Origin of the sequence: Streptomyces sp. GbtcB6, from assembly GCF_019091475.1 — a bacterium.
GTDB lineage: Bacteria > Actinomycetota > Actinomycetes > Streptomycetales > Streptomycetaceae > Streptomyces > Streptomyces hyaluromycini.
This window is the reverse complement of the sequence record NZ_JAGXJL010000025.1, coordinates 14,732-38,420: the sequence shown is the minus strand read 5'-3', so window position 1 is coordinate 38,420 and position 23,689 is coordinate 14,732. Positions and strand designations below refer to the sequence as shown.

The window sequence follows — 23,689 nt, the reverse complement described above, 5'->3', positions numbered from 1 at the left end:
TGGTCTGGCTAGGCGGGCGGCAGGTTGTTGATCTGGTTCTGCAGCCGGACGATGTCCTCTTCCGCCTTCGTGAGACGGGTACGGATCTTCTCGACCACATTGTCCGGGGCCTTCGCCAGGAACGCCTCGTTGCCGAGCTTGGCCTCCGCCTGGGCCTTCTCCTTCTCCGCCGCGGCAAGGTCCTTGGCCAGCCGCTTACGCTCGGCTGCGACGTCGATCGTGCCGGACAGGTCGAGCGCGACCGTGGCACCGGCAACCGGGAGGGTCGCCGTGGCACTGAAGCCGTCACCCTCCGGCTGGAGCCGGAGCAGCTGACGGATGGCGGCCTCGTGGGCAGCGAGCTGCGTACCCGACAGGTCCAGGCGAGCCGGGACCTTCTGGCCAGGCTGCAGGCCCTGGTCAGAACGGAAGCGGCGAACCTCGGTGATCACCTGCTGAAGGCTCTCGATCTCCGTCTCGGCCGCAGCATCGCGAAACCCGCTGTCCGCCGGCCAGTCGGCGATCACGACGGACTCGCGGCCGGTGAGCGTGGTCCACAGCGTCTCCGTCACGAACGGGACGATCGGGTGGAGCAGCTTCAGCGTCACGTCCAGGACCTCGCCCAAGACGCGTGCCGAGACCTTGGCCGCGTCACCACCGGCCATGAACGTCGTCTTGGACAGCTCGACGTACCAGTCGAAGACCTCGTCCCACGCGAAGTGGTACAAGGCATCGGCGAGCTTCGCGAACTGGTAGTCGTCGTAGTACGCGTCCGCCTCGGCCACGACCGTGTTCAGCCGGGACAGGATCCAGCGGTCCGTTGCCGACAGCTGCTCGGCCGGGGGCAGCTCGCCCTCGATCGTGGCGCCGTTCATCATCGCGAACCGCGTCGCGTTCCAGATCTTGTTGGCGAAGTTCCGGGACGCCTGGACCCAGTCCTCGCCGATCGGCACGTCGGTACCGGGGTTGGCGCCCCGCGCGAGCGTGAACCTCAGAGCGTCGGAGCCGTACTTGTCCATCCAGTCCAGCGGATTGACCGTGTTGCCGAATGACTTCGACATCTTCTTGCCGTGCTCGTCACGGACCATGCCGTGGAACGCGATGGTGTGGAAGGGGATCTCGCCGTCCATCGCGTACAGGCCGAACATCATCATCCGGGCGACCCAGAAGAACATCAGGTCGTAGCCGGTGACCATGGCCGAGTTCGGATAGAACTTGGCCAGGTCCGCGGTCTTCTCTGGCCAGCCCAGCGTGGAGAAGGGCCACAGGCCGGACGAGAACCAGGTGTCGAGGACGTCGGTGTCCTGCTCCCAGCCCTCGCCGCTCGGCGGCTGCTCGTCGGGTCCGACGCACACGGTCTCGCCGTTGGGGCCGTGCCAGACGGGGATGCGGTGGCCCCACCACAACTGCCGTGAGATGCACCAGTCGTTGAGGTTGTCGACCCAGTCGAAGTACCGCTGCGACAGATCGGCGGGGTGGATGTCCACCCGGCCGTCGCGGACCGCGTCACCCGCGGCCTTGGCGAGCGTCTCGACCTTCACCCACCACTGCAAGGACAGTCGCGGCTCAAGGGTTGTCTTGCAGCGCGAGCAGTGGCCGACGCTGTGGACGTACGGCCGCTTCTCCGCGACGATCCGGCCGTCGGCGCGCAGCGCGGCGACGATCGCGGAACGCGCCTCGAAGCGGTCAAGCCCCTCGAAGGGCCCGTGGACCGTGATGACACCGCGCTCGTCCATCACGGTCAGCGCCTCCAGGCCGTGCCGCTGGCCGATGGCGAAGTCGTTGGGGTCATGAGCGGGCGTGACCTTGACGGCACCCGTGCCGAACTCCGGGTCGACGTGCGTGTCGGCGACGACGGGAATAGTGCGGTTTGTCAGCGGCAGCTTGATGCGTCGACCGACGAGGTGCTTGTAACGCTCGTCATTGGGGTGAACGGCGACCGCGGTGTCGCCCAGCATTGTCTCGGCGCGGGTCGTGGCGACGACGACCGTGTCGTCGCCCTCGCCGTACTTCAGAGAGACAAGCTCGCCGTCGTCGTCCTGGTAGTCGACCTCGATGTCCGAGATCGCAGTGAGACAGCGCGGACACCAGTTGATGATGCGCTCGGCGCGGTAGATCAGGCCGTCGTCGAACATCTTCTTGAAGACGGTCTGGACGGCACGGGACAGGCCCTCGTCCATGGTGAAGCGGTCACGGCTCCACGCGACGCCGTTGCCCAGGCGCCGCATCTGGCCGGCGATCTGACCGCCGGACTCGGCCTTCCACTGCCAGACCCGCTCGACGAACGCCTCGCGGCCCAGGTCGTGGCGGGACTTACCCTCCTTGGCAAGCTCCCGCTCGACGACGTTCTGGGTCGCGATACCGGCGTGGTCCATACCGGGCTGCCACAGCGTCTCGTAGCCCTGCATGCGCTTACGGCGGGTGAGGGCGTCGATCAGCGTGTGCTCGAAGGCGTGGCCCAGGTGGAGCGAGCCGGTGACGTTCGGCGGCGGGATGACGATGGTGTACGCGGGCTTGTCACTCTTCGCGTCAGCCTCGAAGTAACCGCGCTCTACCCAGCGCTCGTACAGCGTCCCCTCTACCTCGGCCGGCGCATACTGGGTCGGCAGTTCGGGGGCGCTGTTCAGCCCGCTGTCGGGGCGCTGAGTGTTGTCGGTCACGACGGCCATTCTATGGCCCCGGCACTCTTCGCCTCGCCTGACTATTGCGTGCACCCCACGACATGGCCAGGACTGAAAGGTGGCCGCACGGAGGTAATCCAAGTGTGACCAAGAACACTCCCGTGCGGCCGGTTCCCAGCCTACCCCTCCGCCCCGACAGAACGGCAAATCCCCGAGCCGCTCCAAGGCCGGCGACGTCGCCCTGATGCGTGGCTCGAAGAAATAGGTCGTGGGCGGTGACGTGCTGTCGGCATTCTGACGCGATGCTGTTGAAGCTCACCGGGTCCAGTTGCTCGGGCAAGACGACCCTGGCGTACGCGGCGGCTGCCCGGATCGGGAAGATCGCCGTGCACGACTTCGACGAGCTCGGTGTACCGGAGGGCGCCGACCGGCACTGGCGCCACCGCATGACCGAGAAGTGGGTGCGGCGCGCATTGGAATTCCAGGACCGCGGCATCGATCTTCTGCTCTCTGGACAGTCCCCCTTGGGAGAGATGCTTGCCGCACCCTCCGCCCCGCTACTGGACGGCATCGCCGTGTGCCTTGTGGACGTCGCTGATCCGGTCCGGCGCGCTCGCCTCGCCGAGCGCGACCCCGGACGGTGGGACGCCCAGGCGATCGACGCCTACCTCGGCTGGGCTGAATGGCACCGCAAGCACGCCCTTGACCCGTCTCACGGGCCCGACGTCATCATCGACGGCAGCTGGCCCGAGATGGCCTGGCGCCGCTGGACCGGCTGGAATGCCGGTGATCCACGATGGCGCACCCATCTGCTCGACACCACGGACCGACCAGTCCCGGAATCCGTGGACCTTGCCGAACAGTGGATCATCGAACAGCGTGACGCACTCCAGGCTGGCCAGCTCCCCCTGCGGCACGGTTGGGCTTAATGATCTGCCCGAACGTTCGAGCAACGCGAGACGTTCCTCGGAAACTGATCACGCGAATTCCCATACAGGCACATCGACTTGAGACAAGCCTTCTGCGCTGGCTCCTAGTTTCCCAGCAGCGGGCAGGGAGACAATGACCTGGTTGTTCAACATCGTGTACGCCGTCGTGGGAGGTGCGCTGCTTGGTTTCGTCGCCTCGAAGGACAGGCTCCAGCTCACAGAAAGCCCAGCAGGCCGAAGCCGCCATCAACCGGACCCTGGCCAAGGCACCCCCTGAGCAGAGACGGCTTGCGGACGGCCGTAAGACGGAGGCCGTCCTGATCGGCATGGTCCGCGAGTGGGATGAGATACGCGGCGGCAGTTTCGAGTGCCACCCCACCGGCAGCCGGTGGGCTCATCTCTCCGACGACTCACGGGCGATCGGCGACTTCCGCCCCTTCGGACTGAGTACGGACCTCTGCGCGATCAGTGACCACGCGATGGCCCGTACCTTCGCCTCTGGCTACCGAGAGTGGGTCGTCGGCAACGCACCGCCGGTGTCCTACTGGAGCACCGTCGCCATGCGGGAAGACGCCATTCCCGTCATGCTGGCGGTCCTCGATCGTGAGCTGACTGGTGCGGTCGGCTGTCTCGACTGGTACCTGCGGACACCGTGCTGGTCCCCCCTGTGCCGACAGCACCCAGGCGACGGCGATACGTCCTTCTGCGGCTCGCCGAGCTGTGCCTTAGCCACACCTGAAACGCCGTGCGAGTGCGTCTGTGGCGGCGTGAACCACGGGATGGGAGTGGAGGCCCTCCAGGCTCTACATCCGGAACCTCCCGACTGGTCGTCCGCGCCGGCACCTGTGTGGCATCCGGGTGCTGGCACCGTGGAAGTCGATCGCGCGGATAGACGAGTCGCCGGGCGTGACCCTTTCGGCCGGCACGGCACTCGCGTACGGCCCCCGTCATTGGCGTGGACCTCGCCTGCCGTCGGCGCGCCGCGCAGCCGCTGAGACCCTCCGTCCAGGACCGTCCGAAACCTCGACCGCCACCTGTTCCACCGCAGGTCAGGACATCCCCGAGGGTCCCCGAACCCCCGGACGAACATTTGGATAGCATGCTGGGGGCAACCGGTCCCGACACCTTGCGTCGCCTCCACCACTGATGCGCCCACGAATCAGTCTCGGCGTCGCTCGAATCAGCCGCCTCTGTAACGACTGCCGGGCCTTTGCCGAGTCGTGGGTGGACCGGGTCTGCCGCGGAGCCCCGACGATCGCCGACGGCGGATACCAAGGCACCGGACTGTTCATCCCGCACCGCAGACGACGAGGTCAGACCTACCTCAGCCCACAGCAGGAAGCGGAGAATACCGTCCACCGCCGGGCTCGAGCCCGGGTCGAACACGCCCTGTCGCGGTTGAAGAACTGGAAGTCCTACGGGACTGCCGTCTCAAGGGCAACGGTGTCCACCAGGCCATGCTCGGCATCGCCCAGCTCCACAACCTGGCCCTCACTGGATAACTCACGCCCCATACGGGGGCAGCCTCTAGCTCGATTTCAGAGGAGACTTCCGTGTCGCCGCCGTTCACGACTGATCTCGGCTCGAGGTGAGGTTGGGCTGGCTCGCGGACGGGGTGGCCATCGTGGCGCGTGCCTGGCCGAGGAGTCCGACGGCGTGGCTCAGGCGGGGAGCCTGCTGGAACGGGAAGAAGATCAACCAGCAGGGGATGGATGGCCACTGCTGTGCCCGCGCTGTTCGATTGGTTCGTCTGCCACCTTTTGTGGCTCTCGGGGTGGATATCGTTGGCGAGTCGCCCGCGCAGGGAATGCGACGCCCCACGTGCTATTCACCCGACAGAATATGTCCGGCGTGTACATGCTGGGCACGCCGGAAATAGGGTGACCAGCAGGAACACCACGGCCTTCGGGTCGCCACCTTTGACGAGCAAGGACACCCCCGACTGATGACAGTGACGCAGCAGGAGATCGAGAACCGGTTGTGGGACGCCGCAGACGAGCTTCGTGTGGCGTTGCCCGAAGCGCAGTACTCCTCGGTGGTCTTCCCGCTGATGTTCTGGAAGTACCTGTCGGACACCTGGGAGCACCATCACGAGGAGTTCCTGGCCGAAAACGACCTGAACGACCTCTCTGCCGAGGAAGCCCACGAAATCGAGTACCGCGACTACCAGTTGTTCGAGATCCCGTTCATCCACCCAGGCACCGTCCAGCAGCGTCGCGCCCCTTGGTCGTCGATCCTCGACACCATCACCCAGCCCGGCCTCGGCCAGCGGGCCCGCGCCTCCCTGCAAGCCATCGAGACGGCCAACCCTGGCAAGTTCTCCCGCCTGTTCGGGTCTATGACCTGGACCTCCGAAGAGGTGCTGTCGGGTGAGGTGTTGGCGGCGGTCATGCAAGCGATGGACCGCACCCCGAAGATGCACGAGGGCAACATGTCCCACGACGTGCTCGGTGGGGCGTACGAGTACCTGCTGAAGCGGTTCTCCGACGGGTCTGGCACCCGCGCCGGTCAGTTCTTCACCCCGCGCGAGGTTGTCGAGCTGATCGTCGAGGTCCTGGACCCCAAGGGCTACGAGTCGGTGTACGACCCAACCTGTGGGTCGGGCGGCATGCTCATCGCCTCCGCGAACCTCCTGAAGGCCCACGGCGGGCGTGGCTACACGCTCAACCTGTATGGGCAGGAGGCCGTGCCGGACACTGCGGGTGTGGCACGCATGAACCTCTTCATGCACAACCTCACCCAGTTCAAGGTCGAGGTCGGCGACACCTTGAAGGACCCTCGCTTCAAGAAGCCGGACGGGTCCGTCGCGCAGTTTGACGTGATCCTCGCCAACCCGCCGTACAGCCTGAAGTGGAAGCCCTGGACCAACGACCCCCGCGCCATTGGCGGTGTCGCCCCGCAGTCGTCAGCGGACTGGGCGTTCGTTCAGCACATGATCGCCAGCATGGACCCGAAGAAGGGCCGCGCCGGCGTCGTCCTTCCGCACGGCGTCCTATTCCGCGGCGGCCAGGAAGCAGCCATCCGCCAGCGCGTCCTGAACGACGACTTCCTGGAAGCCGTCATTGGGCTGCCGGCGAATCTCTTCTATAGCACCGCCATCCCCACGGCGATCCTGGTGTTTCGAGCGGCCGGCACCAAGGCCCCAGAGCGTCAGGGCGGGGTGCTGTTCGTCGATGCCTCCAAGAGGTTCTCCAAGGCCAAGAACCGAAACATCCTCACCGACGCGGACATCGCTGACACGGTGACCGCCTACAACTCGAAGTTCGATGCCGACGGCAACCCGGTGGACCCCGACAGCGATGGCGGCCTGACAGCACGCTTCGTGCCCAGTACGGAAATCGTGGCGAACGGGTACGACCTGAACATCGGCAGGTACATCAAGCAGGCCGCCGCTGAGAGTGAAGACCTCGGCACCCTCATCGATGCCTACAACCTCGCTCGCGCCGAACGTCAGAAGACAGAGGCGCGCATGCTCTCCGTGCTCGCCGACGCGGGGATCGAGGGCTTCGATGAGTGACCCGACGAGCAATGACAATGCCGCCCGGGTACAGGAGGGTTGGGTCCGGGCGCCTCTGGCACGGTTCCTCACGTCGAATGTGGAATTCGTGGACGTGGACCCGGAACAGACATACCCAACCGTGGGGGTGCTGAACAGGGGGCGAGGGCTGCTCTACCGCGAGCCCGTCGCCGGGAGCTCAACCTCCTACAAGAAGCTCAACCGGATCGGCCCAGGCGTGCTCGTCTACAGTCGGCTCAAGGCGTTCGAGGGCGCGATCACTATCACGCCCGACGACCTGCCGGAATCGTTCGCGTCACAGGAGTTCCCCACATTCGCCTTCGCGCCCGACGCAGATCCCGACTTCTTTCGCATTCTCACAACGACGCAATCCATGTGGGATGCCCTGCAGGGGGCCTCCAAGGGGATGGGTGGCAGGCGTGAGCGGGTGAAGCCGACTGACTTCCTCAACATCGTCATGGACATCCCTCCGCTGCGAGTGCAGAAGCGGATCGTCGAGGTCATCGGCGCGGTCGACGACCAGATCGCCGCACTCAACACCGAATCGGAGGCGCTGGAGGCGATTCTGGATTCCCTGCGCTCAGATCTGCCAGAGACGGATCACCAGCCCATCAGTGACGTACTGCTGGGGATCGACAACGGCAAAAGCGTTCAAGCGGCGGGGGAAGCCACTGCTGAGGACGAGTACCGAATCCTGAAGAGCAGCGCCGTGCAGCGTGGTTGGTTCAAGCCTTCTGAGGCCAAGTCGCTGACAGAGGATGCCACATTCTCGCCTAGTCATCTGGTGAAGGACGGGGACCTACTCATCACGCGGGCAAACACGCCGGAGCGCGTTGGCTTCGTTGCTATCGCAAAAAACGTGCCTGAGGGGACGGTCCTGAATGACATGATGTGGCGCCTTCGCGTGGACGAGTCCCGCGTTTCCACGGGCTACCTCGAGCATGCTTTGTCATCGCGCGAACTGCGGACACGAATCTCGGGCACGTCCGGCGGAACTAGCAAATCGATGGTCACAATCAACAAACGCGGTTTCGGCGCCGTTCGAGTGCCCGTTCCGCCGCTTCCTGAGCAGGGCGAGTACGTCTGGCGGTGCGGCGCCGTGGTCGGGGGGATCACTGCCATCCGTGCTGAGGAGGCCCGTCTTTGTAATGTCCGGGCGGGGCTGCTGTCGGGTCTGCTGGATCGGAGCATCGACATCGAGTCCGCCGAGCAGGGGGTCTGAGCCGTGGTGAAGGGCATTCCGGAGCGTGAGTTCCAGAACCTGGTGATCCAGTGGTCCCTCCCGATGGGGTGGGGCTTCGCAGCGGGCAGGTCGCTGCCGCGTGAGACGACGCAGACGGTGCTCGCCCGCCAGCTACGGGACGCCATCGTCCGTTTAAACCCTGGGATGATAGACGGGTTCGACGTGAGCGCGGTGGTCGAGGAGATCGTCGCCACGGTCAACGCCGTTGAAGGCGGGCTGGTGCGGGCCAACGAGCAGGTGCTGCGTCTGCTGCGCGGGCATAAGGAGTTCCGGGACACCGACGGCGTGTGGCACGCTCTAAAGGTCATCGACTTCGAGCACCCGACCGCCAATATGCTGGTCGTCTCGGACGAAGTGACCATCACCGTCCCCGGCAAGACATCCCGCCGGTTCGATCTCGTGTACTGGGTTAACGGCCTACCTCTGGTAGTGGTCGAGGTGAAGTCACCGACCGCGAAGTCCGGGTGGGCCGATGCCGCCCGCGAGATCAACGATGTGTACGCCACCGAGTATCCGTGGTTCTTCACCCCCAACGTCTTCGCCATCGCCTCCGACGGGCTGAAGCTGCGGTTCGGTGCCGTCGGCGCGCCCACGAACCTGTGGCAGCCGTTCCGGTCCACTACCGACGACGAGAACCTGTCCGGCCAGGCTGACGTCCAGCGCTCCGTCGAACTGCTGCTCAACCCGGCCACCATCCTGGACATGCTGGCGAACTTCGCCTTGTTCGACACGTCCGGGGGTGGAACGGACAAGAAGTACCTGCCCCGCTACCCACAGATGGAGGCCGCGCACCTGATCCACGAGAGGGTCCTGGCCGGCGGGACGAAGGGGCTGATCTGGCACCACCAGGGGTCCGGGAAGACGCTGCTGATGGTGTTCGCTGCCTCCCTGCTGCTGACCGACACCCGTACCGAGTCACCCACGATCATTCTTCTGTCTGACCGCACCCAGCTCGTCCGGCAGACCTCTGGGGTATTCACCTCCGCGATGGGGGACGCCTACTTCCACCAACCCGCCACTAGCGCCAAGCTACGCGCGCTGCTGGCCGACGACGTCCGCGGCGTGATCTCCACGACCGTGCACAAGTTCGCCGACGCGGGCAAGAACCTGTCGACCCGGGGGAACATCATCGTGCTGGTCGACGAGGCACACCGCACCCAGTCCGCCAGGTCGCAGTCCCTCGCCGGGCACATGCGCGCAGCGTTGCCGCACGCGAAGTTCTTCGGAATGACCGGCACACCGGTCAGGAACCTTGCCACCGATACCTTCGCACTCTTCGGCGAGGAGACCGACCCGGGCAGGGTGCTGCACCGGTACTCGGTGTCCCGGTCTCTGCTGGACGAGGCGACCGTCCCGGTCATGCTGGATCCGCACCCGGTCCTCTTCGAGATGCGCGACCAGGCGTTGCAGTCCGAGTTCGACCAGTTCGCCGACGAATTCGACCTCGACGACCCCGACCGCGAGGCTCTGTCCCGCAAGTTCGGGCGGCTCACCTCGGTGTTCACCAACCCGGAGCGCATTCACGCAGTGTGCCAGGACGTCGTCGACCACTACCTGGCCGGCGCCTACCGAAACGGCCTCAAGGCCCAGGTCGTCGCCTACAACCGTGAGCTGGCCGTGGCGTACACGGACAAGATCAACGAGTTGCTGGCCGGCTTCGAGGCGTCCCAGGTGCTCGCCGAGGTCGGGAAGCACGACCGGATCACCGCAGAGGTGAACATCTCCGTCTCGGACGCCAAGGACGAGGACCGCGCCATGCGGCCGTTCCAGCTCTCGGAGGCCGAGGAGGAGGAGCAGAAGCGGCGGTTCCTCACCCCGGACAACCCGCTGTGCTTTCTGGTGGTGACCGCGAAGCTGATGACCGGGTTCGACGCCCCCAACGAGGGCGTCCTCTACCTGGACAAGCCGCTGAAAGCCCACAACCTGTTCCAGACGATCACCCGCCCCAATCGCACCTGGGTGTCTCCGACCGGGTTCGTGAAGACCTCAGGCGTGGTCGTGGACTACATCGGCCTGGCTGAAGAGGTCCAGCGGGCCGTCGTCGACCCCACTTCGGAGGCGGCTGCCAGCAAGGGTGGCGGGTTCGTCACCGACGTGTCCGAGCTGGTCGCTGAGTTCCGCACCACCTTCGCCCGCATCGAGGACCTCCTCGCGGACGTGGACGACCTGGACCTCACGGTCCACGGATACGAGTCCGTGCGTGCCATTAACGTCTTTCTGGACGCCAACCCTGGCGCCGCCGAGGTGTTCACCAAGGACTACCGGCTCCTGGCCCGCCTGTACCCGCTCATAAACACCGACAAGCGGGTCGTCAAGTTCCGGGACGGCTTCGGGCTGTTCGGGTCCGTGTACACGACCCTGTTCAAAAGGTCCTCCGACGAGGAGAGGAAGGAACGGCTGGCCGAGCTGGGGCCGATGGTCCTGGAGATAATCAACGCTCACGTCCACTCCTTCTCCGTGGTCGCCTCTCAGGAGGAAGCCCTCGTCTTGGACGCCCAGGGCATCGCCATCCTCAAGGAACTGCTGGCCCTCGTCCGCCCCAAGCCCAGCAGGGGCGAGGGCAAGGACAAGACTCCGCCGTCCGCTGCGGAGATCCTGGACCACATCAAGGCCGCCCTCGAAAGGGGCGTCGAACCAGGGTCCGCGAAGTACACCGCCCTCCCGGTGCGGATCAGGCTGCTACGGGACCGGATCATCCAGAACTCCCAGGACGCCCTGGAGTTCTTGTCCGAAGCACTTCGAGTCGCACGCGCCATCGTGGACGCCGAGAAGCACCCCGCCGAAGCCGTCGTCGTGCTGGACGACGACCACGTGGGGGTCTTGTCACGGATCATCCACGACCACGCACCGCCCGGACTCACAGTGCTGGAGCGAAACCTGGCCGAGGAGATCGACAAGGTAGTCACCCGCACCCTCACCCAGTCATGGGACAACGCTGACGCTCGCAACCGAGGCGTTCGCCGTGGCACTGCTGCGGTCTTCCGCCGGTACCTGTTGAAGCCGGTGGGGGAGCCGTATGACTCCACCGTCGCTTACATCGAAGCCCACTACCTCGTCGACTGACGAATGTACGGAGGCCCGGCAACCTGTATGGCGGTAGTCGGGCCTCACCGCGTTGCTGGGGGCCGTGCTCTACCCTCCGGCCGCGTCCAACGCACTCATAGTTGGACACGCGTGTTCATCAACTCGACGCCATGTGCCCTGAGCCGTGCCGCTGATTCGTCTCGGAAACGGGCCGAGCACTGTTAACCGAGCCACTGGCTGCGGCAGGGCCTTGGCAATAGCGGTCGTCGGCCGCGAGGGTGGCGTAGGTCACACCTTCGATGCTGTTGGCGTCGGAGGCGAAGCGAGAGTGCGCTTCGTCCTGAAGGTAAGTGCGGACCATGTCCGCGCCGAGTACCCGCTGCCGGTCAACGCGGAACGTCAGGTCTCCGATGACGCGGTTTGCGGCGATGGCATAGCGCTGGCCTAGTTCGAAGAGCTGGAAATGGTGGGCGACCCGAGCGGCGAGGGTGGCGTCCCAGGTGGCTGGAGGAGTGACGAAGAACTCCAGTCGGACCATCTCGCCATCATGGGCGGTACGAGCATCAAGCCACCGCTCATGGGATATCCGGTCCAGGTAGGGATGCAGGAGCGTGTTCTCCAGCTGGTCGGGCAGTTGGTCTCCCTTGATGAGGTTGCACCGCTCGCACACCGGGACCAGGTTGAGCGGGTCCACGCACAGGGCGGGGAAGAGGCTCTTCGGCATGAAGTGGTCGAGCTGGTAGACGATTCCCTGCCGACACAGCGGACACCGTGCGTCGGGTGGAGCGGCCATGAGCTGACCGCGGATCTTGGCGCCAGCGACAGTGCTCATGCCGTTGCCGTAGACCCACTTCACGAAACGCTCCGCGTCTATCCCAGGTACCGCGAAATGGCCATCATCCAGGCCGTGTAAGGATTTGACGGAGGTTGCCTCCCGAAGTCTCTGGCCTGCTCTCCGTACCGTGTCGGAGGCGTTCAGTAGCTTCTTGCGACGGTCGCCCCTCGTGGTGCTGGTAGCGACGCACGCCCTATAACTGTCCGCGGCCTTGATCAGTGGAATCTTTAGAGGCCACATCACACGGCCCCATTCGTCTTCTCCGCGAGGAGGATACGGACCAAGCCCCTCGCCTCACTGCCCAGCTGTCCGCCAAAGTGGGCCAGCACTTGTTCGTAGGAGTCCATTCGCGCGACGGCCTTGGTGATCTCCGCGTAGAAGCCGGAGTCCATAACCTCCAGCCCGAACACCTCGTGCGTCAGCGCGCCCACGTTCTCCCCGTAGGTCTCGATCTGGGGCCGTTCGAATCTGCTGGTTTCCCCGTAACGGATCAGCTTGTAGACGCACGAGCGCGGGGCCGTCTGCAGAACAACGGGCGAGTGGGTGGCCACGACGGCCACACCGTTACGGTCAGTGAGCAGTTTCGACAGTGCCTGTATGAAGGAGGCCAGCAGCGGCGGATGGAGATGCGCTTCGGGTTCGTCCAGGAGAACGAGTGACTGCTCAGCCACACTGTGGACAAGCTGCGTCATCGTCAGCGCCACGATTGCATGCCCCGAACTCAACTGCGAGAAATCAGCGGTCAAGTCCTCAACCTGGTTGGGGTGCAGTCTCATGCCGCCGCGTATATCGCGGGCGAATGCTGCAATGCCGGAATGGGCGAATTGGGGGTCTCGGCTTAGTAGCAGCATGGCTTCGCGCCAGTCCATCAGGGAACGCGACGTAAAGACCTCGGAAAGGGCCGCATTGAAGTCTTGCCGTAGCCCGTCTTGCAGGGTGGTGCGGTATTCCGCGAAGAAGTTGTGGTCCACGCCACCTCGAAGTCCGACGTAGACGTATGACGCCGCCCGTGGTGAGGCGTTCTCAGCGTCAGGGGCAAGGGATTCGAGATCGACGAACGGGTCGAAGGCGCTAAAGGTGACAGAGACGACGTTGGTGAACTGTTCGGCAGCCCCCGAGTTAGACGTGGGAAGCATGGCGACGCTTCCGAAGCGGCCATCCAGATCAGGGCGGGCAACTGCGCCAGCGAGGTTGCGCAGCAGGGTTGTCTTACCGACGCCGTTTCGGCCGATAAGGACGTGGATATTGCTCGATGGGCTGGACTCCGGGACCACTTGGAAGTTGACACCACCACTCACGTCCTGCCCGGGTGCATCGTATCGGAATCGGTATTCGGTCAGCCGGACCCCGCCCCGTGCGATGCGGTTGAACTGCGCCCTGACTGTTTGCTCTTCCACACTTCGCAGTAGCGAGACGTCCGTAACCCTGTGTTGCTTCGCGTCCTGGATTCGGTTGGGGAAATACGCCAGGTCGCAGAGGGCTTCGAGGATTTCGACGCGCTTGTCACCACCGAGCTTTCTGATCTCGTCGTAGTAGTTGTCGGACTGGCCGAGCGAAAAGAACTCGCCGGGCAGCCCATCGTCGTAGCGCCCGTACTCGAAGGAAGCCGTGCCAACCTCCTGGCCAGTCACCGCGATCTTCACCGGGCCCAGATTCCAGGTGTCGGTCGGGGTCCGGTACCAAAGGTGGTACGAGGTGCGGTAGCCGAAGTCGTCCCAGTCGTCGGCCTCTAGTACCAAGGCTTCTGGGCCGCTGGGCACAGGACTGCCGTATGACTGGACGAGGAACTGCACGCGTCGGGCCTCCGGGGTTGGTGGCGGGTGGGCGCACATCGACGGCGCTGGATGCGCACCCTACCGCGCCGCTTGCGCAGTACCGCTTGCCAGCCTAAGGAGAGGACAGGGAGGTCCGCCGGCCCCGTCGCGAGCGGGCTCCACTCCTGAGGTCACGGGCCCGGCACCGCAGTGGGGTTTGAGAGGCCGCACCTTTAAGACTGATCTCGCGCAGCCGTGCCTTGATCCATTGTTCATCGCGCTACCGTGTTTGTCCCGCATCGAGGCCGCGGCCGAAGTTGCGTCCACCCAGCCGCCGCAACTCGCCCGCGGTGCGTGAGTAAACCGGTCGGCGTTAACACGGATACCCCTGCCCGTCATGCCGGGTGTTTGCCAGCCGCAGCACCATGGGCAGTGTGTATGGGTGCGATCACCGTGCGTGCGCACCGCCATGGGGGTGGACGTTGTCACGAAGGGACGTCGGAGCAGCAGGAAGTCGAGCAACTAGAACAGTCGCCGGCCTCGTCGCCCGATTCGGGCAGGAGGTCAGAGCCAAGCTCCAAGGGCCCGCTGGAGCGGGTAGCGGGAAAGAGGAGAGCCTCACCGCACCGGTGGAGCAACTACTGCGCGGCATGGCCGAACGACAGCACATGAATCTGATCGCCCATGGCCAGACCAGCGTCAAAAGACTCGGTGTGCGACCCGACTTCGCCATCAGTGCCGGTGGAAGGACCATCGGGCACGTCGAGTTAAAGCGTCCAGGCAAGGGAGTCGACCCGCTGAAGTGGTCCGCAAAAAGCCACGACCGCGAGCAGTGGGAGAAGATCAAGGCCCTCCCCAACGTTCTGTACTCCGACGGCTACGACTGGGCTGTGTACCGCTTCGGCGTGCAGCTCGGCCCAACCGGGCACCTTGTGGGGGACCTACTCACCGGCAATCGGCAACTCGTCCCGGCGGACGATGGATTCGAGCGGGCAATCGCCCTCTTCCTGACTCCGGCGCCGCTAACACTCAGCAGCATCGGTGAACTGGTCAAGCGCATCGCCGGAATCTGCGCCCTTCTGCGGGACGAGGTCACGGAACGCCTCACCCGCGAGGAACACGGAGAGGCCGTCGCGGCGTTCTCCATTCTGGCCGGCAACTGGAAAGACCTGCTCTTCCCCGACGCCCTCCCCGCTGAGTTCGCCGACCACTACAGCCAGACGCTTACCTTCGCGATCCTGCTGGCCCGTCTTGAGGGCATCGACATGGAGAAGCTCTCCCTGTCTGACGTCGCAGGCAAACTAGGCAAACGTCATTCCCTGATGGGCAAGGCCCTTGCGGTGCTGACCGACGAAGCCCTCGACGATCTCCGTGGCGTCATCGACACGCTGATCGACGTCGTCTCCGCGGTCGACCCGGAGATGTTCAAGGACGACAGCGGGGACGCCTACCTCCACTTCTACGAGGGATTTCTGAGCGCCTACGACCCGGAACTGCGACGACGGACGGGTACCTACTACACGCCCAGCGAGGCAGTCCGCTTCATGGTCCGGTTCACCGACGAGGTGCTGCGTGTTCGGCTCGGCCAGGAGGACGGGTTCGGCAGTGAGGACGTCACTGTGGTCGATCCCGCCATGGGCACCGGAACCTTCCTCATCAACATCGTCGACCACGTCGCCAAGGACCTGGCGCTGAAGCACGGCGACGCCCTCAAGAGCGGACTTCTGCGTGAGCTCTCGGGGCGCCTCATCGGTCTGGAGAAGCAGACCGGACCGTACGCGGTGGCAGAACTCCGCGTGCACCACGCCTTCAAGGCCCACCAGACCGACGTCACCGGCTACGCGCCGAGGCTTCTGGTGGCCGACACACTGGACGACCCCACCATCGAGCACCACCTGGGCCTGATGTACGAGGCGATCGCCCGACACCGCCGACTGGCCAACAAGGTCAAGGCCGAGGAAAAGGTCATGGTCGTCATCGGCAATCCGCCATACCTGCGTGGTGCCAGGCAGTCAGGGGTTGGGCGCTGGGTCGCCGACGGGAATCCCAACAACCGGGGGGCGATCCTGGCGCGCTTCCATCCTGAGGATAACGGGCGGGTGGGATACGCCCTGGACAATCTCTACGTGTACTTCTGGGCATGGTCGACCTGGAAGGTCTTCGACCAGGTAACCGCCTCGGGGGCGCCAGAGGCGCCCAGCGGAATCGTCGCGCTCATCACCAACTCCGGCTTCCTGGACAGCGAGGGAGCCGCTGGCATGCGGCGCTATCTGCGCGAGTCGGCCGACGAGGGCTGGATCATCGGACTCTCTCCCGAAGGCCCGTACTCCGACCCCCGCACGCGCGTCTTCCAAGCCGTGAAGCGCGAGGTCTGCATCGCTGTCTTCGTCCGCCGAGGACCGCCTGACCTGACGCGTCCGGCGCGCGTGTGGCGAATCGACGTACCCGCGGGAAGCAGGGAAACGAAGTTCAGCTGGCTCGACGGACTTAGCATCAACGGACACCAAGACGGGGGCCGGCACAGGGACGGGATACCGTGGCAGCCTTGTTCCGACGGCTGGACCGCCCCCTTTCAGGCCGTAGCCGCCGCCGAGTGGACAGCTATGCCCACAGTGGACGCCCTGCTGCCGTGGACGAGTTCCGGCAACAAGAACAACCGCAGTTGGCCGGTATCGCCCAGCCCGAGCGTTCTACGAGAACGCTGGCGGACACTCGTCCAGGCTCCGGCAGCGGCCAAAGGGACGCTGCTCAAGAGCACCCGCGATCGCCGTCCGGACAAGCCGGAGCAGCCACTGCCAGGACACGAACGGCGAAGCACCCTCGCCGAGGAGACGGAGCAGACGCCGGTCCTTGTCCCGTACGGCAGGATGACTTTCGACCGGCAGTGGATCATTGCGGACCGGCGCGTAATCGACTTTCCTAGACCTGCCTTATGGTTCGCGCACAGCGACCGCCAGATCTATTTGTCCGAACTGCACTCGGAGTCGGGGCGGGCAGGGCCGGCGGTGGGGTTCACAGCTCTTATACCCGATATGCACCACTTCAAGGGTACGGAAGGCGGCCGAGTCGCACCGCTCTATCGTCACGCGGAACTTGCCGAGACGAATGTGACGCCCGGGCTGCTGAAGACGTTGTCGCAAATCCATGGGGTGGCGGTGACAGCAGAGGACCTCTTCGCTTACATCGCGGGCATAGCCGGCCACAGTGGCTACACCCGTCGCTTCGCGGAGCACCTGGCCACCCGTGGCGCCCACATTCCGCTGACTCGGGACCCCGCACTGTGGGCGAAAGTGGCTGAGGCTGGCCGACGTACCGTGTGGATACACACGTACGGGCAGCGCTTCACGTCGCCACAACACGCCCGCCCGTCCGGGCAGACCCCGAGACTTCCCGTAGCGGAACAACCAGTTTGCACCGTCCCCATCGGTGAGGACGACAGCGGGGTGCCCGACGGCATCTCCTACGACGCGAAGACGCGCACCCTCACGGTCGGAGTCGGCTCCATCAGCCCCGTGGCGCCGGAGGTCTGGGACTACCGAATCGGCGGCGTGCAGGTGATCCGCAAATGGTTCGGCTTCCGCAAGCGCAGACCCGACATCGAGTGGCAGACCCCATTGAACGACATTCTGCCACCAGCATGGCCTGCGCGATGGACGGTTGATCTACTGGATCTCATCAATGCACTCGCCCTCCTGATTGCACTCGAACCCGAACAGGCCCGGCTCCTGGATGCCGTGAGCGCAGGCCCACTGATTACGACGCATGATCTCCGAGAGCAGGGCATCCTGCCGGTTCCACCCTACGCAGCCAAGGAACCGAAGCCGCCGCGAGCGTCTCGCCGCACGCCGGGAACCGGACAAGGGACCTTCGATTTCCCAAGCTGAGTGGGGTCCGCTCGCTGCCTCTACTTCCGGCTCTTCGCCGAGAGTCTGGTCGACCCGCGTCAACACCCTCCATGCGGCACCCGCTGGTTCGCCACGACCAGTCAATGCAGAGATTACTGAGGTTGAAACTCAGGTTGTGCTTCGTAGCGGCACTCGAACATGCGAGCGTTGGCCGGGCGGCGGTAACGGTGTCCGGCGGGGACCACGCCCCGTCCTTCGCAGGACCGACGTCCCCTGGGTGGTCGCCTCCCTTGGGAGCCATGTGGGAGCCAACCCGCTCCCCAAGCCCCCTCCGGACCACCCGAGACCACCGCACCCCAACTCCCTGACCAGGACAAACACCAAACCGCCTGGTGCTAGCCCCACCCGAACCTCATTCGGGACGAAGAGGTCGTGGGTTCAAATCCCGCCACCCCGACGCTGGTCAGAGGGCCGTGAGTAAATTTACTCACGGCCCTCTGTCGTGCTTGGGGGCCAAACAGGGGGCCAAACGGATTTGATCAGGCTCCAGCGACGTCCTCTGCCGAGTCTTCCGTCTCCTCCCCTTCCTGATCTTCGGCGAAGATGTCGTCCATGGCTTCGGCTCCCTCGGTGATCACGGGCCGGAGCTGCTTCCGGTAGACCGCTTCTGTGGTGGCTTGGCTGCTGTGGCCGACCAGGAGTGCGATGCGCTCCAGCGGGATGCCGTGATCGGAGAGCAGGGACACGAAGCTGTGCCGGAGCTCCCGAGGCGTCCACTCCGGCTTGAGCCCGGCCCTCTTCACGATGGCCTTGAAGTCGCGACGGACGTTGGCCGCATCGAGCGGCTCGCCGGTCCGAGTCGTGAAGACGCGGCCGGCCGGGCTCCACTCCATCCCTCGCGATGCCCGCTCCTGATTCTGCCAGCGCAGGTGCTCTTCGAGGACATCGACCACCTGCTTCGGCAGAGCGATGGTCCGCCGGCTCTTCCTGGTCTTCGTCTCGCCGTGCTTGCGCACCGAGCGCCACACCGCGACGTGAGGCGGGATGCCGCCCTCTGTCTCCAGGAACACATGATCCCAGGTGAGGGGGCGTGCCTCTTCTGTGCGGACACCGCTCAGCAGCGAGACCACAAGGTAGGCGTACAACCGCGACGGGCGCGCCGCGACGAGCACGGCTTTCGCCTGCTCCAGGGTCAGTGCCTTGCTCGGCCGGCCGGGGCGCCCCTCCGGCGCGGTGACGAGCAGGGCGACGTTCCGCGCGGCCTTGTCCCGGCGCTGAGCGTGCGCGATGGAGCGGCGCAGGAGCCCTTGCCATCCTCCGCGAGGATGGGCTCATCATGACCACGCCGCGCGGCAGCTACGCCCGCGATCCGCAGCAAGCCACGGACTCCAGCGGGGCCGAAGCGGTTGTCGACCTCCCCGACGTCCTCCGCCAACTCGAACATCTCACCTCCCAGGTCTCGGAATTGCGCGGCAGGCTCGAAGCGCTCGAAGGCCGCTCCGTGCCGGGTGGTGCGCGATCTGCAACCAGCATGCTGCGAACGGGAGTTGAGAGGTAAGTGACAGCCAGGGGACGGCAGTTCGGAGCCGGGGACATGTCCGGTGACACCCGCCTGTCACCTTCCCTGTCCCCCCGCCTCACGCGCGAGACTCGGAGCAGGCACTCGGAGGAGGGCGCATGACCGACGACAGGCCCGCATGGGCGCGGCGCATCGCGGCTGAGCGGATGGCGCGCGACTGGTCGCAGCGAGACGCAGTCAGGGCTCTGCGGGCGCACGCTCCCACGGAGCTGCCGGCGGAAGAAAGCATTGATTTGCCAGTGGAAGCGCTGGGAGTCAGGCCAGATGCCGAACGACTTCTACCAACCGATCATGGCGGCCCTCTTCGGCACGGTGACACGTTCCCCGCGCCGGCACGGCGGGACGGAGACAGGGAGATCCTGGCAGCGTCCGGCATGGAGACGCTGGAGATCGTGAGCCGCCTCAACCGATCCGACGTCGACAACGCCACGCTCGATGCCCTGCACATCACGACGGACCGGCTCGCCTCGGAGTACCCGTACATGCCGAGCGAGCAGCTCCTCATCGAGGGGCGCCAGTGGCTTCGTCGTGTGGTCGAACTCCACACGAAGAGCCTCACGCTCGCACAGCACTGCGAGGTGCTCGCCCTGTCCGGTTGGCTCGCTCAACTGGTGGGCTGTGTCGAGTACGACACCGGCGACCGCTACGCGGCCGAGTCAACGCGGCAGGCCGCGCTTTCGCTCGCGACCGAGGCGGACCATGCGGAGGTCGCCGGGTGGGCACATGAGATGCGGGCGTGGTTCGCCCTTACGACCGGCGACTACCGCGGTGTAATTGCGGCTTCTCAGGCCGGGGCCGAGGTGGCACAGCACCACGGCGTAGCAGTCCAGCTCGCAGCCCAGGAGGCCAAGGCGTGGGCGCGAATCGGTGACCGCCGGCAAGTCGAGGTGGCCTTGGACAAGGGGCGGCAGCTACTCGAAGGGATGCCGTACCCCGCGAACCTGGACAACCACTTCGTGGTGGACCCGGCCAAGTTCGACGTCTACGCGATGGACTGTTACCGCCTGGTCGGCGAGGACAAGCTTGCGCGCACGCTCGCTAACGAAGTGTTGAGGGCAGGAACGGACTTCGATGGCACTGAGCGCTCGCCTATGCGCAACGTTGAAGCCCGCGTCACGCTAGGAGTCACGGCGGCGCGAGAGGGCGACTTGGAGCAGGCACTGGACATGGGAGAGCGGGCCCTGGAAGGGGACCGCCAGTCGGTGCCGTCCCTGATCATGACCAGTCGAGAACTTGCTGCCGAGATGAGGCGTCGGTACAGCGCTGAGCCGGCGGCGCAGGACTACCTTGCGCGGCTTCACTCGCTCTCCGAGCAGAAGCCCGGATTCATGTCCAGGTAAGGAAAACAGTCGTGAGGGCGTCGACGGCTAGACTCGACGCCCTCACGTGTGGCGCGTACCTACCGGCCAGGACTGTCAGCTCTCTTCGCGCATCAGTAGTACAAGAAGGAAGAAAGCAAGAAGAATCTGAAGCGACGTGGACGTCCGCTGATCAGCATTCGACGCTACGGCTAGCATGAACTGCACCAGATCCCCTGGGCCGAATCGTGCGGGTTTCTCAGACACGAGGCAACACCCTCCCCTATATTTTAAGAGCCTGGGTCAGGAGACCCAGCAGATCCAGGCTGGACCAAGGGGTGGGTGTTGCCGCTACTGTCACGCGTTGCCACCTCTACGGCAACACTCGCAGACCGGAAGGGGTAAGAATGGGCGAGCTGGTTCCCCTCAGTGAAGGAATCCCCAACGAGGCACGGGAACTTGCCATCGAGTTGCGTAGGTTCTTCCAGTCTCTGAACATTTCAGTGCGCAGATACGCGGCGCGATGCAATTATGACCCCGCAACAGTATCTCGATATTTGAATGGCAAGAGAGTTCCACCATGGCCATTCATTCAGAGGCTACTGGCGGAAGTATCTGAGCAGCGTGGATTTCCCATCCAGCAAGGGGCTCTGGAGGTTGTTCGCAAGCTACACAGGACAGCTCTACAAGCCAGCAATAAACACCTCTACACAGTACAGATACTTCAAGACAAACTGGCCGAAGCCGACAAAGAATACAAGAGGGCGGGAATTCGCGAAAAGGCACTACTGGAAGCCGTGGAGATCCGACAACACCGCATCGCCATGCTAGAGCTAGAAACTCTTGAGCTAAACTCATCGCTACTCGAAGAGAGAAGCAAGTCGACAACGCTTCAGAGGCAATTGGAAAGCGCCCAAGCTACTGAAGACGAGCTTGGCGAACTCAGAGCAGAGGTACAGGAACTCAAGACGCAGCTCGGTCGAGCACAAGAACTGACCCAGCAAGCCGAAGCGCGGTGCGAAGAGCTGGAACAGCAGCTACGGGAAGCCGAAGAGGCCGCAATTTCAGGACAGGAAGCAAGAGAGCAAGAGCAATTGGAAGTCGCCCTGCGGGAAGCCTCGGAGGCCAGGTCACTTGCCGATCGACTCAGGGAAGAACTTGAAGAGGTGCGCAACGAAATTGATATCCATGAGGCCAACACAAAACCTGCCGCGAAACAACCCACCAAAACACCGCTGACACCAGGAGAACAGCTCGCCAAGGCGGCACTCACCATGGACCCCATAGACCTGGCTAAAGAGCTTGTCAGGTTGAATCTATCTAGCGAGCTTGAGGAGTTTCGAGCATCGAACGAGATTGCAATGAATTATCCCCTACCAAACCTTGGCGAACTCATCCTAGAGATTGATAAGCTCTCCCACTCTCAAGCACGTTCCCTCATGTTGGCAATCGGGCGATCACGCACCCCGGAAGACACCTATACTCTAATTCGAGATTTCGGCCATCACACCGTTGATGGCAGTTCAAACCTGGGATCCGATGCAGTTAATTGGTTTACCAGGGGTCAGGACTGGCCCAAAATCAGATCCTTGATGGACATTCTGGAAAATGCGGGATGGAAGGAGCTGGCGCAACAATGCATCACAGATACAGGAAGCAACCAGGAGAATCGCCGATTTATAAATACTCTCAACGAGACTTCCGGAGTCGAACGCGCCACGCTACTTCGAAGCTCAGCACAGAATCGAAGCGCTGAAAAGCTACTCGAACTGCTTTCCATACTCAACACGTCCGATACGAATCTCCTTTCCGATGTCTTGACATCGATAGTTGACGAAAATCCGAAACGCGCCAAAGATATCCAGCGGATTTTGGATACGCTCGGAATCGTCTGGAGCAGGTGACGCCTGCGGCGCTTGGTTCTTCAGGGACCCTCCGCAACAGACCAGGTTCACCACAGGCCTATCGGCTGCTCAACCTCTCAGGTCTTGAGCCCAACGGGGGCCAAACAGGGGGCCAAACGCGTCAGCCGCACCAAGACCGTCCCGGACAGTAATGGACAGCGCCGGAGGCAAACCAGCAGGCCAAGAGCCTTAGAGCAAGGTCATGCAGGGCCCGATCGCGTTCGGGACGAAGAGGTCGTGGGTTCAAATCCCGCCACCCCGACGCCGTAGTACCAGGTCAGGGGCCTGATCCGCATCGCGGGTCGGGCCCCTGAGTGGTTTCCGGGACCTGCCGGGAGAAATCTGGGAGAAGATCTTGAAGTGGCGAAGCCGTTCCTCCGCCAGTGCTCCGCCTGGTCGACTGCGCCCCCGCCGCGGGTGAACCCGAGAGCGTCAATGGCCTCTCGTACGCGCGCCCTAGTGGCTTCGGCTACGGCGTCCGGTCGGTTGAGGACGTTGGACACCGTGCCAGTGGAAACGCCGGCACGTCTCGCAACGTCGACCACCTTGGCGCCGGTCTCGCCTGTGCGGGACACGCCCTGTCCACGGAACACGTAGGTGTTGCCGTGGCAGGAGCAGGGCTTCGGCTGCGTGCGTGCGATGTGGCCCGTCCACAGGTCAGTGAGCCACCTCGGCGCGTCGATGGTGCGGTAGCTGTCGTCCTTGGGAGGGCAGCGCTCAAACTCACCCGAGTCGAGTTCGTAGAGCTGCCATTCCACGCGTACAGCCGCACTGCGGACGAACTATGTCTCCAGACCAACGATTTCGCCCCACCGCATGCCCGTATAGCCCTTGGTGACAACGGCGACGAACTCGTCATCGCGCCCAGAGAGCAGCGAGGCGCGCTCAGCAGACAGCAAGATGCCAAGCGGATCCGTGACGACCTTCTCGGGCCCACGGCCGCGCGAACGGCCGGCGCGCTTTCCCCTGCCGCGCCGTTTGGTGGCAGGGTTGGCGCTGATGAGTTCGTCATCGACCGCGTCTTCGAGGACCAGGTGCAGCGTGCCGCGCCACGTCTTCACACTCGACACGGCGTAGAGCGCCTTCTCCTTCTTCTCCCAGGTAACTGAGAGGCAGCCGGTCCGGGGGCCAAACGGGGAAACTACGCAGGGACGACGCCGG

The 23,689-nt window shown here is 64.4% G+C and carries 12 protein-coding genes and 2 pseudogenes; 9 read left to right on the top strand and 5 right to left on the bottom strand.

All coding sequences use genetic code 11. The annotated features are described in order from the left end of the window. Window positions 1-8: 8 nt before the first annotated feature. Window positions 9-2,648: a valine--tRNA ligase gene (locus KVT45_RS34090; protein WP_217553019.1), complete on the bottom strand. Its 2,640-nt coding sequence runs from the start codon at window positions 2,646-2,648 to the stop codon at window positions 9-11. A 254-nt stretch (window positions 2,649-2,902) separates the two neighbouring features. On the opposite strand from KVT45_RS34090, the gene KVT45_RS34085 reads away from it, so the two are divergent. From KVT45_RS34085 to KVT45_RS34065, 5 genes and pseudogenes are all read left to right on the top strand, one after another. After that, a complete protein-coding gene (locus KVT45_RS34085) occupies window positions 2,903-3,529 on the top strand; it encodes a hypothetical protein (RefSeq protein ID WP_217553018.1) in 627 nt (208 codons plus the stop codon). A 1,251-nt stretch (window positions 3,530-4,780) separates the two neighbouring features. Further along, window positions 4,781-5,031, top strand: a pseudogene (locus KVT45_RS34080) (transposase); the annotation flags it as partial. A gap of 443 nt (window positions 5,032-5,474) precedes the next feature. Beyond that, complete coding sequence (locus tag KVT45_RS34075; protein ID WP_217553017.1) at window positions 5,475-7,046, top strand: class I SAM-dependent DNA methyltransferase; 1,572 nt, start codon at window positions 5,475-5,477, stop codon at window positions 7,044-7,046. Continuing rightward, complete coding sequence (locus tag KVT45_RS34070) at window positions 7,039-8,268, top strand: restriction endonuclease subunit S (RefSeq protein WP_217553016.1); 1,230 nt, start codon at window positions 7,039-7,041, stop codon at window positions 8,266-8,268. Before KVT45_RS34075 ends, KVT45_RS34070 begins: the two co-directional genes overlap by 8 nt. Window positions 8,269-8,271: 3 nt before the next feature. After that, complete coding sequence (locus tag KVT45_RS34065) at window positions 8,272-11,352, top strand: type I restriction endonuclease subunit R (protein WP_217553015.1); 3,081 nt, start codon at window positions 8,272-8,274, stop codon at window positions 11,350-11,352. A 118-nt stretch (window positions 11,353-11,470) separates the two neighbouring features. Here KVT45_RS34065 and KVT45_RS34060 read toward each other — a convergent pair whose 3' ends face one another. Further along, window positions 11,471-12,169, bottom strand: coding sequence for an HNH endonuclease (locus KVT45_RS34060; protein WP_217553014.1), 699 nt, complete (start codon window positions 12,167-12,169; stop codon window positions 11,471-11,473). Between the two features lie 218 nt (window positions 12,170-12,387). After that, complete coding sequence (locus tag KVT45_RS58180; RefSeq protein WP_308310940.1) at window positions 12,388-13,941, bottom strand: AAA family ATPase; 1,554 nt, start codon at window positions 13,939-13,941, stop codon at window positions 12,388-12,390. Window positions 13,942-14,552: 611 nt separating this feature from the next. Here KVT45_RS58180 and KVT45_RS34050 point away from each other — a divergent pair. Further along, the gene (locus tag KVT45_RS34050) at window positions 14,553-17,786 is read left to right on the top strand and encodes a type ISP restriction/modification enzyme (protein ID WP_217553013.1); all 3,234 of its coding nucleotides are present in this window, start codon (window positions 14,553-14,555) and stop codon (window positions 17,784-17,786) included. Window positions 17,787-18,286: 500 nt separating this feature from the next. Here KVT45_RS34050 and KVT45_RS34045 read toward each other — a convergent pair whose 3' ends face one another. Beyond that, window positions 18,287-18,937 carry a site-specific integrase gene (locus tag KVT45_RS34045; protein ID WP_308310946.1) on the bottom strand — a complete coding sequence of 217 codons (651 nt, stop codon included), beginning with the start codon at window positions 18,935-18,937 and terminating at the stop codon, window positions 18,287-18,289. 146 nt (window positions 18,938-19,083) lie between these two features. On the opposite strand from KVT45_RS34045, the gene KVT45_RS34040 reads away from it, so the two are divergent. The 3 genes from KVT45_RS34040 (at window position 19,084) to KVT45_RS34030 (ending at window position 22,528) form a co-directional block, all read left to right on the top strand. After that, window positions 19,084-19,305, top strand: coding sequence for a hypothetical protein (locus KVT45_RS34040; protein ID WP_217553012.1), 222 nt, complete (start codon window positions 19,084-19,086; stop codon window positions 19,303-19,305). Between the two features lie 119 nt (window positions 19,306-19,424). Continuing rightward, window positions 19,425-20,666 (top strand): XRE family transcriptional regulator, encoded by a 1,242-nt coding sequence (locus KVT45_RS34035; RefSeq protein WP_254647757.1) that lies wholly within the window; start codon window positions 19,425-19,427, stop codon window positions 20,664-20,666. 365 nt (window positions 20,667-21,031) lie between these two features. Next, the gene (locus tag KVT45_RS34030) at window positions 21,032-22,528 is read left to right on the top strand and encodes a helix-turn-helix transcriptional regulator (protein WP_217553011.1); all 1,497 of its coding nucleotides are present in this window, start codon (window positions 21,032-21,034) and stop codon (window positions 22,526-22,528) included. A 359-nt stretch (window positions 22,529-22,887) separates the two neighbouring features. On the opposite strand, the pseudogene KVT45_RS34025 reads toward KVT45_RS34030, so the two are convergent. Further along, window positions 22,888-23,628 (bottom strand): annotated as a pseudogene (locus KVT45_RS34025) (LacI family DNA-binding transcriptional regulator); the annotation flags it as partial. Window positions 23,629-23,689 lie beyond the last annotated feature (61 nt).